We start from the raw sequence: 12,515 nt of genomic DNA on the forward strand, positions 1-12,515 counted from the left end.
TGTGGTGCCAGCCGCGGCCTACATCTGGCCCACCCCCCCCCCCCCCCCACCCCCCGGGGGGGGGCGTCGTGTGGCCGGCGAACCGGCGATGTCAGATCAGCGGAAGAACCCGCGGTTCTTGGCGTTCCAGATCATGTCCTGCCAGTAGCCCCAGGCGTGGGTGCCGTTGGCGTAGTAGGTCATCAGCGGGACGCCCTGGACGAAGGCCGCGGCCTCGAAGGCCTTGGACTGCGTGAAGGCGAGCAGCTCGAGGGTCGAACCCTTGAACAGGTCGTCGAACACGTTGGGCAGTGCGTTGTAGCGGCCGAACAGACCGTTACCGGAACCGACGAACACCTTCATTCCGCGCATCAGGCCGATGTTCCAGAAGGGATCGTTCTGGAACCAGCGGATGCTCCACGGCGGGCCCCACATCGCGTCGATGTTCCACGGCTTCGGGTCGACGTCGAGCATCGCCAGGCGCAGCGCGGTACGCATGCCGGGCGCGCTCAGGAAGTTGTAACCCGAGAGCGAGCCGGCGCGGTCGAAGTGCTGACGGTTCTGGGCACCGAGGACCAGTGCGGCGTTACCACCCATGGACAGGCCCATGATGGCGTAGCGCTTCGACGGTCCGACGCGGAAGCCACGGGCGTCGAGCGCACTGATGAGAGTCCGGCTGATGACACAGTTCCAGCGGTACCGGTAGGGCTGCCGGTTGAAGTTGCTGGGTGCGTCCCAGTCCGTGTAGAAGCTCGCGGGTCCACCGATGGGCTCGACGACGTTGACGCCGGACTTCACCATCTCCTGGACGTTGGTGTTGATCTCCCAGCCGCTGTAGTCGTACTGGGCGCGCATGCCGTCGAGGAGGATGACGGTCTTGTAGTTGCCGGGCTTCTTCCAGGCGCGGACCTTGACGTTCGGCATCCCGCAGCCGTTGACCCAGAACTCCTGCTTGCCGACCTGCGTTCCGCCGATCCGGGCGTTGGCCTGGCCGGCGACGACACCGGTCAGTCCCACAACTGTCAGGATGGCGACGAAAGCGGCGATCAACCGGTTGCTCATCCGGTTGCGCGCAGGCCTCGGCGCCTCGGTGGCAGCTTCACGCATGTACAGAATCTCCCTCTTCAGCCGATCGGCCGGAACTCATGGTCCCCGGTGGCCTACCGGTCCTTGTGCGTCACACATTTTTCGTCCCCCGGCTCATTGCGCGGCGCGACGTCGTTCACGAGTCGTTCTCGCATGCGATTCACCGTCGGCGAGCCTATTCGATGCCCCCGAACGTGACAAACCATGTGATCGCGATCACAACCCCCGTCACTTCGGCGTCCCAGCAGTTCAGAACGCCTCAGTCACGACCTTTCTATCGGCCGCGCCCACGGGGACGTTACCGATCCGAGATGTTCGACGGCAACTCCACAGGTTCGACCCCGCGTTTTCTCGGGATTCTCTTGGTGTCGTGTGGTTGGGTGCCGCGCCCGGGCGCGCGTAACTAGCGTGGGTTCACCGGCGGTGGCATCTCCAGGCCGCAGCGCTGGATCTCGTACTCCGGCTCACGCTGGATGCGGTAGCTGTTGAAGGTGAACGCCTGACGCAGGTTGTGCTTGAAGCGGTCGAAGGACCACGGTGCCTCGAACGAGGCGAACCGGTCCTTGGTCTCCGGGCACTGCAGCGCCACCTGGGCCTGACGGACCAGGTCCTCGTCGAGATAACCGGGCAGCACGGGGCGGCGCGGGTATGCCCCGGCCTCGGCGACGACCCACTCGCTCGGCAGGATCTTGTCGTGGCCGATACGGCCGTCCTCGAGACGCTCGGTGTGCGCGGCGAGCGGGTACGCCAGACCCATCTGGTCGATGACGCGCACATCCAGCGGGGCGTTCATGCTCGTCATGCCGAGGTTGAGGAAGTAGACGGTCACCTGCCGCTCGGCACCCTTCGGCATCACGGCGGGAAGTTGCGCCACGTACCACTCGTCGTAGTTGAACGACGGCAGGATGACGCCGCCGTCCTCGCGGTACTCGTCGATCTTCTCGACCATCGCGCTCATGCGCGGGTAGTCGAGGTAATCCTCGGCGGTCACGGGATTCTCGTTGCCCATGTTGGTGACGTAGAAGCGGCGCTCGTCGACGATGCCGCTGCGGCCGATGTCGATGCCCGCGTTCGGCAGCACGTTGGCGTGGGTGGAGACCGCCCACACCACGACGGTGATCCACATGGCGCTCATGGCCACCGCGCCGACCAGTTGGGCCCGCGCGCGCCGGCGGTCGGCGGGGCTGAATTCGGGCGCCGGAGCCGCGTCGTCCACCGGGTCGGAGATCACGGACTCGGAGTCCGTCGACGGCCGGCGACGGAACGCCGCACCGACGTGGGCGGGAATCGTCACCGGGACGACCATCAAGGGCAACAGGGTGATGAAGACCGGAACGAGCAGCACCCGGCCGTGCATGAAGTCGCCGCCCTGACGCATCCAGTAGACGATCAGCACGATGCCGGCGAGGACCACGACGGTCACGACCGCGGTCGAGGACTGCAGCCGGCGCGACCATCCGGCGAGGCGCGTCGACCGGGTGTCCGTCGTCGAGTCGGCCGTTGCGTCAACCGAATCCGCGGTCGCGTCGGCACCCGTGGCGTCGGCCCTCTTCGACCGCATGCGGCCGCCGACGACCAGCAGCACCCCGGCCACCGCCGCCAGGACGACCGGCAGCACGAGCACGTACGGGCCGAAGAGATTGGTCAGATAGGCGAAGCCCTGGTCCCACTTGGCACCGCTGGCGTCCTTCGCGACCGCGGGATTGGGAACCAGCAGGGCGTAGTAGCCCATGCGGAAGATCTGGTAGCCGACCGGCAGAGTCCCCGCGACCACGACGACGCCCAGACGCATCCTCCAGCCGAGGGGCGCGAAGAACACCAGCAGCAGGACGAGGCCGCCGAGGATCGCCAGTTCGGGCCGGATGAGCGGCGCCAGACCGGCGGTGAAGGCGAGTACGAGCGTGACCGCCGCGCTCCTGCGGCTCGTGTGCGGGCCGCGCCGCGCCCAGGCGACGAGCTGGCACCACAGGACGGCCGCCCAGAAGATGCAGAGTCCGTTCTCGAGCCCGCTCGTGGCGAAGTCGCGCGCGGGCGGGATGGCGATGTAGATGACCGCGCCGAACGGCAGCAGCAGGGTCCAGCCGTCGCCGGTGAGCCCGCCGATGCGTGTCCCGAACAGGCGCGCGCTGCCGTACATCGCGATCGGGATCGCGGCGACCGAGCAGACCAGCGCCACCCAGAGCGCGACGTACTCGAGTTGACCGTCGGTGATCCACGCCCAGAACCACAGCAGGTAGGTCCAGGCGGTCGAGGTGTTCGCCTCGACCCGCTCCCCGGCGTTGAAGACCGGACCGTTGCCGGCGAAGAGGTTGCGCAGCGTCCGCAGGACGATGAGTCCGTCGTCGGCGATCCACCGGCGCTGCCACGCACCGATCGCGAAGAACGTCGTGACGACGGCGGCCCCGACGACGAAACTGACGGCCGCGACCTTGGTGCGGCCGGTCGTCAGCGCCCGGAATCCGGTTGGCGACTCATCAATTGACTGCATAGACCGCGACACCCACACACACCAGCCACGCCACGGCGAGCAGCTGCAGGACACGATCGCCGAGCGCGATCTCCTCGGGTTCGCCCGCGGCACCCCCGTCGACGTCGACGGCGTAGCGGAGGATCGCCACGGTGAACGGCACCATCGAGATGGCGTACGCGACGTTGGTGTCGCCCTTGTCGAAGGCCCACAGGCCGTAGAAGATCACGACCGCGGTGGCCGACAGGGTCCACACGAAGCGCAGGTAGGTGGTCGTGTAGTACTCGAGGGCCTTACGGATCTTGGCGCCCGTGCGTTCGGCGAGCTGGAGTTCGGCGTAGCGCTTACCCGCCGCCATGAAGAGCGACCCGAAGGCCATCACGAGCAGGAACCACTGCGACAGCACGATCTCGGCGGCGACACCACCGGCGATGGCGCGCAGCAGGAAGCCCGACGACACGATGCAGATGTCGATGACGGCCTGGTTCTTCAGGCCGAAGCAGTAGCCGAGCTGGATCACCAGGTAGATGGCGATGACGACGGCCGTCTGCCAGTTGGCGAGGAACGCGATGCCGATCGAGCCGACGAGGAGGACGGCGGCGAGGACATAGGCCAGGGTCACCGGGACGACGCCGGCCGCGATCGGCCGGAACCGCTTGGTCGGGTGGTTGCGGTCGGACTCGACGTCCATCGCGTCGTTGACCAGGTAGATGCTCGACGCGGCGAGGCAGAAGGCGACGAAGGCGATACCGGCGGAGCCCAGCACCGAGACGTCGGTGATGTTGCCCGCGGCGAGCGGAGCGGCGAGCACCAGGACGTTCTTGACCCACTGCCGCGGCCGGACGGCCTTGATCAGCCCGGACGTCAGGTTCTTCGGCGGTCCGAGAACCTTCCCGTGCTCGATCGGCTCCTCGCTCATGCACTCTCCCTGTGTCGTGTCACCCGCGCGATGACGGGGGACGCGGCAAGACGCAGCGTCCCGCCGGGGACCGCGGCCGTCAGGCCGAGCCGGGCCAGGACGCGCGCCGCGCGGCGGGCACGTCCGGACTCCTGGTCATTCCGGGTGGGTTCGAGCAGCACCTTATCGCCCACGATGACCGCCGCTGCGCTCGCGGCACCGATCGCGGCACCCGCGGTGACGTCGGTCGGGTAGTGCACGCCCAGCACCAGTCGGGACAGCAGCATCGGCGGGACCAGCACAGCGGGCAGCACCTTCGGGTCCCAGCCGGCGGCGCGGCCGATGAGGATCGCGGCCGCGGTGGTCGAGGTGGCGTGTGAGGACGGGAAACTCAGTTTGCTCGGCGTCGACACCCCGATGGCGATCGCCGGGTGTGCGGGCCGCGGGCGGCGCACGATCCGCTTGATGATCACCGACGCGGCGTGCGCGCCGAAGGCGCCCACTCCCGCCTCGAGCCAGAGCTGTTGCGCCCGTACGTCACCGCGGCGGCGGGCCAGGGCCCACCCGGCCCCCGAGATCGCGAGCCAGCCCAGCGCGTGCTCGCCCACGTGCGACAGTCCGCGCGCGGCCGGGCGGACGCCCGGGCGGGCGCCGAGCCCGGCCTGGATGGCGACCAGCGCCTTCTCCTCGCCGTTCAGGGGACGCGGGGTGTCGTCGGCCGGGACCTTCCCCGTCTCCGCACGGTCCTCCAGGACCGTGTCGCCCCCGCTGCCGATCACCGGACCATCAGATTCCGAAGACACCCGCCCAGCTCTCCTTCGACGTCAGGTCGCGGTGTGCGGACCTGTACTGCTGCTTCATCTCCGGGAACTTGTCCTGCAATTCCTTCACGAGGGCGAAATGTTCCCGGGCGAGCTCGATCATCTTCTCGCGGTCGCGCTGCCGGTAGACGACGCCGCGGCCGTCGGCGGTGGTGACCGTGACACCGTCGACCCGTCCGAGGGAGAACCATCGCGCCTCGATCGGTGGGAAGTTGGCCTGCGGCACCTCGTGATGCCGGGGATCGGCCGGGCGGACATTGTTCACCACCGCGGCGGTCAGCGCCTTGATCTTGCTGATCGGGTTCAGCGGTATCGAGGTCCCGAGATGCGTTGCCTCGCCCGAGGTCCGCGGCAGCTCGGTCGCCGAGGGGAGGACGACCGCGTCCGGATACTGCTTGCGCATCTGCGCGACCTTCGGCAGCGCGGTGGGCAGCAGACTGCGGATGTGATCGGGTCCGGCGAGGAAGTCCCGGATCGCCTCGTTCTGGATCGCGACCGTCGAATACTCCAGGCAGAGGAGGTGTTTCGCGGTCGCCTTGGTCATCGACCGGACGATCCCCGTGATGGGACCGTCGTGGTGGATCGAAGCGACGACGAGCCGGTTGCGCAGGTGGAAGTACGCCTGCCAGTCGATCGCGTCGTCCTTGTCGCTCCAGGCCATGTGCCAGATCGCGATACCCGGCACGGTGGCGGTGGGGTAACCGGCCTTCGACGCGCGGAGTGCGAACTCCCAGTCGTCCCACTTGATGAACAGGGGCATCGGGAGGCCGATCTGCTCCGCACATTCGCGCGGGATCATGCACATCCACCAACCGTTGCCCTCGACGTCGATCCGCCGGTGCAGGTTCTTCGAGTTCTCGCGGTCGCGCAGTGGGTGTTTGGAGAAGTTGTGGTCGTACTCGACGAACGGCGCCGCGGTCCACATGAAGGTGTCGCGCCGGATGACCTCACCCATGCAGTGGAGGTGACTGCGGTCCTGCAGGTTCAGCATCTGACCGCCGACGAGCATGGGCGCCTTCGCGAATCGCGACATGGCCAGCGCCCGCAGGATCGAGTCGGGTTCGATCGCGATGTCGTCGTCCATGTAGAGGACGTAGGGCGAGTCGGTGAGCCGCAGCGCCTCGTACATGATGCGCGCGTACCCGCCCGAGCCGCCGAGGTTGCCCTGGTCGAAGATGTGCAGCCGGTCGCCGAGAGCGGCCGCGGCCTCGGTGTACCCGGGTTCGTCGACGACCTTCTTGGTGCCCTGGTCGGGCATCATCACCGCGTCGATCACCTCGTCGACCATGGGGTCGGAGGTCAACGCGGCCAACGCGTTCACCGCGTCGGTGGGGCGGTTGAAGGTCGGGATGCCCACCGTGACGCGCTTGGTCTCCGCGTCCGGGGTCGGCGCCTCGATGGGCGCGTACCAACCGGCGGAGACGATCTCGGTGTCGGTGTCGGTGGTGACGTCGAACCAGATCCAGCCGCCGTCTTCGAAGGGGCCGAGGTCCAGCTCGAATTCGACTACGCCGCGGCCGGTTTCGTCGGTGTCGACGAGATCACCGCCGATGCCGATACGCGACCCGTCGATCTTGGAGCGGTACAGGTCGACGCGACAGGTGCCGATCACCTCGACGCGGAGCACCACGGAGTCGAGGATGCTCCAGCGGCGCCAGTAGGCCGCGGCGAAGGCGTTGAAGTAGGTCTCGAAACTCACCTCGGACTCGGCACCGAGGAGCACCGAGGTCCGGCTGGGGGCGTGCGCCCGGCGGTTGTTGCTCTCGGACTCCACGACGTACAGCGACCGGACGTCGAGGGGTTCGCCTGCGCGCGGGAAGATCACCCGCTGCAGAAGGGATTTCGCTTTCGACGGCCCCACTCCGGCGTCGGGGATCTCGGATTGGTTCACGGGAGTCACCGTCATCTATTCGGCTCCTGCGGGGTCGGCCACCAGCGGCGCACCATCACGCAGATGCGGTGCCAGGGTGTTGTCGAACATGGTGAGCGCACTCGCGATCGCCATGTGCATGTCGAGGTACTGATAGGTGCCCAGGCGACCGCCGAACAACACTCCGGCACTTGCGGTCTCGGTGCGGGCGAGGTCACGGTAGGTGGTCAGCATCGCCCGGTCCTCGGGTGTGTTGATCGGGTAGTACGGCTCGTCGTCGTTCTCGGCGAACCGGCTGAACTCCCGCATGATGACCGTCTTGTCGTCGGGGTAGGAGTCCCGCTCGGGATGGAAATGCCGGAACTCGTGGATACGGGTGAACGGGACGTCGGCGTCGTTGTAGTTCATCACCGGTGTGCCCTGGAAGTCGCCGGTGTCGAGCACCTCGGTCTCGAAGTCGAGTGTGCGCCAGCCGAGTCGGCCGGCCGAGTACTCGAAGTAACGGTCCACGGGGCCGGTGTAGACGACCGGGGCGTCGGGACTGTCGGCGCGCAGCTGCTCACGGACGTCGAACCAGTCGGTGGACAGGCGCACCTCGATGCGGTCGTCGGCCGCCATGTTCTCGAGCCACGCGGTGTAACCGTCGACAGGTAGACCCTCGTAGGTGTCGTTGAAGTAGCGGTTGTCGAAGGTGTAGCGGACCGGAAGCCGGGTGATGTTGCCCGCGGGCAGTTCCTTGGGATCGGTCTGCCACTGCTTGGCGGTGTAGTGCTTGATGAACGCCTCGTACAACGGGCGGCCGATCAAGCTGATCGCCTTCTCCTCGAGATTGCGCGCCTCGGCGGTCTCGATCTCGCTGGCCTGCTCGGCGATCAGCTTCCGCGCCTCGTCGGGACTGAAGTAACGGCCGAAGAACTGGCTGACCAGCCCGAGGCCCATCGGGAACTGGTAGGCCTGCCCGTTGTGCAGCGCGAACACCCGGTGCTGATAGCCGGTGAAGTCGGTGAACTGGTTGACGTACTCCCACACCCGCTCGTTGGACGTGTGGAACAGGTGTGCCCCGTACTTGTGGATCTCGATGCCGGTCGTCGGCTCGGCTTCGGAGTACGCGTTGCCACCGAGGTGGTCGCGCCGGTCGAGCACGAGGACCCGTTTGCCCAGCTGCGTCGCGGCCCGCTCGGCGACGGTGAGGCCGAAGAATCCGGAGCCGACGACGATCAGGTCATAGCTGCTACTGGTTGCCACGGGTCCTCAGGGTAACGGACCCTCCCTGAGTAATCTCCGAGCCACGTGGCCTGGCACGGAAGGCGGGTATTGTTTCGAACATCGGCCTGTAGCCCCCGGGCCCCATCCTCTCCTGTGATCAGTTCGGGGTTTGAGTGACGCCGCTGTTCGTACGATCGCCCGACGACCGGGTGTCCTCGCAGGCTCCGGGGCTCCCCAAGGAACACCAGGCAACGGCTCCGGTCGAGCGCATCGTCGTCGTGGTGCCCGTCCACAACGAGGCCGAGCGTCTGCCCGCGTGCCTCGAAGCCCTGCAGGCCGCGGCCACGGCGGTGCCGATCCCCGTGGAGGTGATCGTGGTGCTCGACGCCTGCGACGACGACTCCGCGACGCTGGTCACGGACGAGGTGTCGACCGTGGTGGTCGATGTCCGCTGTGTCGGCGCGGCGCGCGGAGCCGGTTTCGCGTCCGTGGTTGCGTCGTCGTCGGAACCGGACACCACGTGGTTCGCGACGACCGATGCCGATTCGACGGTTCCGCGCGACTGGTTCGCCGAGCATGTCGCCGCCGCGGACGCGGGGGCGGACGCGTACGTGGGCACGGTCACCCCGGACGGTTTCGACGAGTGGCCGGCGGGAACGGGCGAGATGTACCTGCGGGAGTACGACCCGTCCCCCGGGCACGGCCACGTCCACGGCGCCAATCTCGGCGTCCGCGCCTCGACCTACGCCGAGGTCGGCGGGTTCCGTGAGCTCGACACCGACGAGGACGTTGATCTCGTCGACCGCCTGCATGCCGCGGACGCGGTCATCGAACGGGGTGCGCACGCGCCGGTCCGCACCTCGACGCGACGCGACGGGCGCGCACGGCACGGGTTCGCGGGCTACCTGCGGCAACTGTCCGGGGCCCGGCCCGACGAGGTCGCCGGGTGACGCCCGCACGGGCACGCGCGATCGTCGGCGACCCGTCCTTCGCGCTCCCCCGCCCGGGCGGCGGACGCACCCTCGACCGGTTCGCCGCCCTCGTCCGGGCCTGCGCCGACGACATCAGCACGGGTCGCCTCGTCGAGGCGCACGCCGACGCCGACGCCATCCTCGCCGAGATCTGCGACGGCGGGACCGCCCCGGGCGAGTTCTGGGGTGTGTGGGCGGCCGAGACCCGCGGGAGCGGCGTCGACGCCCGCCGAGGCGCACACGGCTGGGAACTGAGCGGGACCAAGGAGTGGTGCTCGGGCGCGTCGTCGTGCAACCACGCGCTGGTCACCGCGCGCACCGACACCGGCAACCGGTTGTTCGGCGTCGACCTCGGCCACCCGGGGGTTTCCGCGGACAGCTCGGGCTGGGCCAACGCGGGCATGCGGGACTCCGACACCGGGACCGTCACGTTCGACGCCGTGCCCGCCGACGCGATCGGCGAACCGGGCGCATACCTCGACCGGCCGGGATTCTGGCACGGCGGGATCGGGGTCGCGGCATGCTGGTTCGGCGGGGCCCGCAAGGTCGCGGCGCCGCTCTACCGCGCGGCCGCCCGTTCCGACGACCCGCTGCTGCTGATGCACGCCGGCGCGGTCGACGCCCATCTCGCGTCCGGGTGGGCGCATCTGCAGGCCGCGGCACGCGAGATCGACACCGACCCGGGCGCGCCGTCGAAACGACTCGCCTTCGCCGTGCGCTGGTCGGTCGAACAGGTCGCGACCGCGGTGATCGACCGGGTGGGACGCGCGCTCGGTCCCGGCCCGCTGTCCGCCGACGCCGGTCACGCGCAGGCCGTCGCCGATCTCACCGTCTACATCCGGCAGTCCCACGCCGATCGAGACCTCGCAGTACTCGGCGCACTGACCGACGGCGTCCCACCCGGACCGGGATCGGCGGGTCCATGACCGCCGACGGCTCCCCCTCGACGCACCGCTTCGGCGCCACCCCCACCTCGGCGGAGGGAACTCCCGAAGCCGAATGGCAACGGTGGTTCGCCGCGCGGGGTCCGTGGCCCGACTTCGAGCCGGGCGTCCGGCGGCTCGTGGTCCTGGCCGCCCATCCCGACGACGAGGTACTCGGGGTCGGCGGGCTGATGGCGGCTGCCCACCGACGTGGCATCGAGGTCGTCGCGCTCTGCCTGTCCGACGGCTCGGCGTCGCACCCTGGTTCGCCCACGCTCTCGCCCGCCGAGCTGGCGATCCGACGACGCGCCGAAGTAGACTCCGCGACATCGGTTCTGGGCATCGAACCGACGCGATGGTGCGGGCTCGGCGACGGCACGCTCGCCGACCACGAGGACGAGATCGAGGCCATCGTCGAGCACACCCTCGCCGAGCAGCCCGAGACCCCGACGGCCCTGCTGGCGGTGTGGGCGCACGACGGTCATCCCGACCACGAGGCCGTCGGACGGGGTGCCCGACGCGTCGGCGACCGATGTGGCGTCCCCGCCTGGATGTATCCGATCTGGATGTGGCACTGGGCGACACCCGACGATCCCGACATCCCGTGGGAGCGGATGCGGACCTTCGTCCTCGACGACGATCTCGAGGCCGCCAAACGAGAGGCCGTGCAGGCCTTCGACACCCAGATCCGCCCGCTGTCACCCGCCCCCGAAGACGCCACCGTCCTCGGACCACACATCCTCGACCGCCTCCTCCGCGATCGGGAGTTCGTCTTCGTGTGAACCAAGACGCTCACGACATCGGCATCGACGAGGACCCGGGACGGCACTCGACACCGACGATCATCAGGACTGACGACATGGCCGACGACCACACTGCAAGGAGCCGAGAAGGGCTCGCCGACAACTACTTCCACGACATGTACCGAGACAGCGACGACCCCTGGGGCTTCACGACGCGGTGGTACGAACAACGAAAGTACGCCCTCAGCCTGGCGGCCTTGAGCTCTCCCCGGTACGGGTCGGTGTTCGAGCCCGGCTGCTCGGTCGGCGTGCTCAGCGCGCAGTTGGCCACGCGCGCCGATCATCTGCTGTGCACGGACGTCAGTCCGCGCGCGGTGGAGCTCGCACGCGAGCGACTCGACGGCCACGACTCCGTCGAGGTGCGCGTCGGCGACATCGTCTCCGACTGGCCGCCCGGCCGGTTCGACCTGATCGTCCTCAGTGAGGTCCTCTACTACCTCGGTGACGCGGATCTCGACGAACTGATCGCGCGGTTGCCGGAATGTCTGACCCCGACGGGCGAGGTGCTCGCGGTGCACTGGCGGTGGCGGGTCGAGGAGTACCCGCGAACCGGTGACGAGGTGCACGCGGCCCTGCGGTCGTCGGCGTTGCACCCGTCAGCGTCGTACTCGGACACGGACTTCTGCGTCGACGTGATGACTTCGTCACCCATCGGGTCGGTCGCGCAACGAGAAGGACTCGTCACCGTCGCGGACGCGCACCGTACGGCATAATGATCTCTTTGAACGCCTGGGGGAGTTCGAAGCCTGCGCTTTGCTGTCGGTCCAGTCGAAGCGCTCTGAACAGTCTCACGAGGAGGCAGGAGTGACCGAGTTGGCGGACTTCGGGGCTCAGATGACGCGCATCGCCGGCGAGATGCGCCGCGAGAGCGACGACACCGAAGCAGCGCTGCGTTCGATGACCAAATTCGCGGTCGACGCCATTCCGGGAGCCGAGTACGCGACCGTGACCCTCGTCGCGAACGGCACCATCGAGACGCCGGTGATGGTCGGCGACCTCGGCGGCCAGGCCGACAATCTGCAGCGAGAACTGGGCGAGGGCCCGTGCATCCGGGCTGCGGTCTCCGATCTCACCGTCTGGATCGACGACATGCGGACCGAGACGCGCTGGCCGAACTTCGCGGCTGCGGCAGCCGATCTCGGTATCCGGTCGATGGCCTGCTTCTACCTCTACATCGACGGCGATGACTCGGCCGCGCTGAATCTTCACAGCACCGAACCGGCGGCATTCACCGCCGAGGCCCGTCAACTCGGCGAGCTGTTCGCCGCGCACGCCGCGACCGCCCTCGGGGCCATCCAGGAGAAGCAGCAACTGCGCGCCGCGCTCGGCTCGCGCGACATCATCGGCCAGGCCAAGGGCATGATCATGGAGCGCTACCGGCTCGACGCCGACGAAGCGTTCGCACTGCTCGCCAGGTTGTCGCAGGACACCAACACCAAACTCGTGGAGGTCGCCACCCAGATCGTCGAGGCGGGACCGGAAGGCGACTGA

Annotated in this window: 11 protein-coding genes; 5 read left to right on the top strand and 6 right to left on the bottom strand. The window is 68.4% G+C overall.

Features of this window, described 5'->3' with window-relative positions; translation table 11 throughout:
• Positions 1-96 precede the first annotated feature (96 nt).
• From M4D77_RS13365 to glf, 6 genes are all read right to left on the bottom strand, one after another.
• Positions 97-1,086 (bottom strand): alpha/beta hydrolase family protein, encoded by a 990-nt coding sequence (locus M4D77_RS13365; RefSeq protein WP_004021369.1) that lies wholly within the window; start codon positions 1,084-1,086, stop codon positions 97-99.
• A 382-nt stretch (positions 1,087-1,468) separates the two neighbouring features.
• Positions 1,469-3,553, bottom strand: a complete 2,085-nt coding sequence (gene zomB / locus M4D77_RS13370; protein ID WP_137809880.1) for a flagellar motor control protein ZomB — start codon at positions 3,551-3,553, stop codon at positions 1,469-1,471.
• Positions 3,540-4,451: a decaprenyl-phosphate phosphoribosyltransferase gene (locus M4D77_RS13375; RefSeq protein ID WP_065631254.1), complete on the bottom strand. Its 912-nt coding sequence runs from the start codon at positions 4,449-4,451 to the stop codon at positions 3,540-3,542. Before M4D77_RS13375 ends, zomB begins: the two co-directional genes overlap by 14 nt.
• A complete protein-coding gene (locus M4D77_RS13380) occupies positions 4,448-5,233 on the bottom strand; it encodes a phosphatase PAP2 family protein (RefSeq protein ID WP_396266583.1) in 786 nt (261 codons plus the stop codon). The genes M4D77_RS13375 and M4D77_RS13380 overlap by 4 nt, the downstream gene beginning before the upstream one ends.
• A complete protein-coding gene (locus M4D77_RS13385; protein WP_259936399.1) occupies positions 5,217-7,157 on the bottom strand; it encodes a glycosyltransferase in 1,941 nt (646 codons plus the stop codon). The genes M4D77_RS13380 and M4D77_RS13385 overlap by 17 nt, the downstream gene beginning before the upstream one ends.
• The gene (glf, locus tag M4D77_RS13390; protein WP_058250931.1) at positions 7,158-8,366 is read right to left on the bottom strand and encodes a UDP-galactopyranose mutase; all 1,209 of its coding nucleotides are present in this window, start codon (positions 8,364-8,366) and stop codon (positions 7,158-7,160) included.
• A 134-nt stretch (positions 8,367-8,500) separates the two neighbouring features.
• Between glf and M4D77_RS13395 the strand changes: the two genes are divergently transcribed.
• From M4D77_RS13395 to M4D77_RS13415, 5 genes are all read left to right on the top strand, one after another.
• Positions 8,501-9,277, top strand: coding sequence for a glycosyltransferase family 2 protein (locus tag M4D77_RS13395; protein ID WP_205333302.1), 777 nt, complete (start codon positions 8,501-8,503; stop codon positions 9,275-9,277).
• On the top strand, positions 9,274-10,224 hold the full coding sequence (locus tag M4D77_RS13400; protein ID WP_226512102.1) for an acyl-CoA dehydrogenase family protein: 951 nt from the start codon (positions 9,274-9,276) through the stop codon (positions 10,222-10,224). Before M4D77_RS13395 ends, M4D77_RS13400 begins: the two co-directional genes overlap by 4 nt.
• The gene (locus M4D77_RS13405; RefSeq protein ID WP_259936400.1) at positions 10,221-11,003 is read left to right on the top strand and encodes a PIG-L deacetylase family protein; all 783 of its coding nucleotides are present in this window, start codon (positions 10,221-10,223) and stop codon (positions 11,001-11,003) included. Before M4D77_RS13400 ends, M4D77_RS13405 begins: the two co-directional genes overlap by 4 nt.
• A 77-nt stretch (positions 11,004-11,080) precedes the next feature.
• Positions 11,081-11,737 carry a class I SAM-dependent methyltransferase gene (locus tag M4D77_RS13410; RefSeq protein WP_226514331.1) on the top strand — a complete coding sequence of 219 codons (657 nt, stop codon included), beginning with the start codon at positions 11,081-11,083 and terminating at the stop codon, positions 11,735-11,737.
• 91 nt (positions 11,738-11,828) lie between these two features.
• The gene (locus tag M4D77_RS13415) at positions 11,829-12,515 is read left to right on the top strand and encodes a GAF and ANTAR domain-containing protein (RefSeq protein WP_083207389.1); all 687 of its coding nucleotides are present in this window, start codon (positions 11,829-11,831) and stop codon (positions 12,513-12,515) included.

This window comes from Gordonia sp. p3-SID1431, from assembly GCF_025143765.1.
GTDB lineage: Bacteria > Actinomycetota > Actinomycetes > Mycobacteriales > Mycobacteriaceae > Gordonia > Gordonia hongkongensis.

Excerpts from the sequence above, each read along its gene's own strand:
- M4D77_RS13405 (WP_259936400.1), top strand. The coding sequence starts at position 10,221 with ATGACCGCCGACGGCTCCCCCTCGACGCACCGCTTCGGCGCCACCCCC.
- zomB (WP_137809880.1), bottom strand. The coding sequence starts at position 3,553 with ATGCAGTCAATTGATGAGTCGCCAACCGGATTCCGGGCGCTGACGACC.
- M4D77_RS13375 (WP_065631254.1), bottom strand. The coding sequence starts at position 4,451 with ATGAGCGAGGAGCCGATCGAGCACGGGAAGGTTCTCGGACCGCCGAAG.
- M4D77_RS13385 (WP_259936399.1), bottom strand. The coding sequence starts at position 7,157 with ATGACGGTGACTCCCGTGAACCAATCCGAGATCCCCGACGCCGGAGTG.
- M4D77_RS13410 (WP_226514331.1), top strand. The coding sequence starts at position 11,081 with ATGGCCGACGACCACACTGCAAGGAGCCGAGAAGGGCTCGCCGACAAC.
- M4D77_RS13365 (WP_004021369.1), bottom strand. The coding sequence starts at position 1,086 with ATGCGTGAAGCTGCCACCGAGGCGCCGAGGCCTGCGCGCAACCGGATG.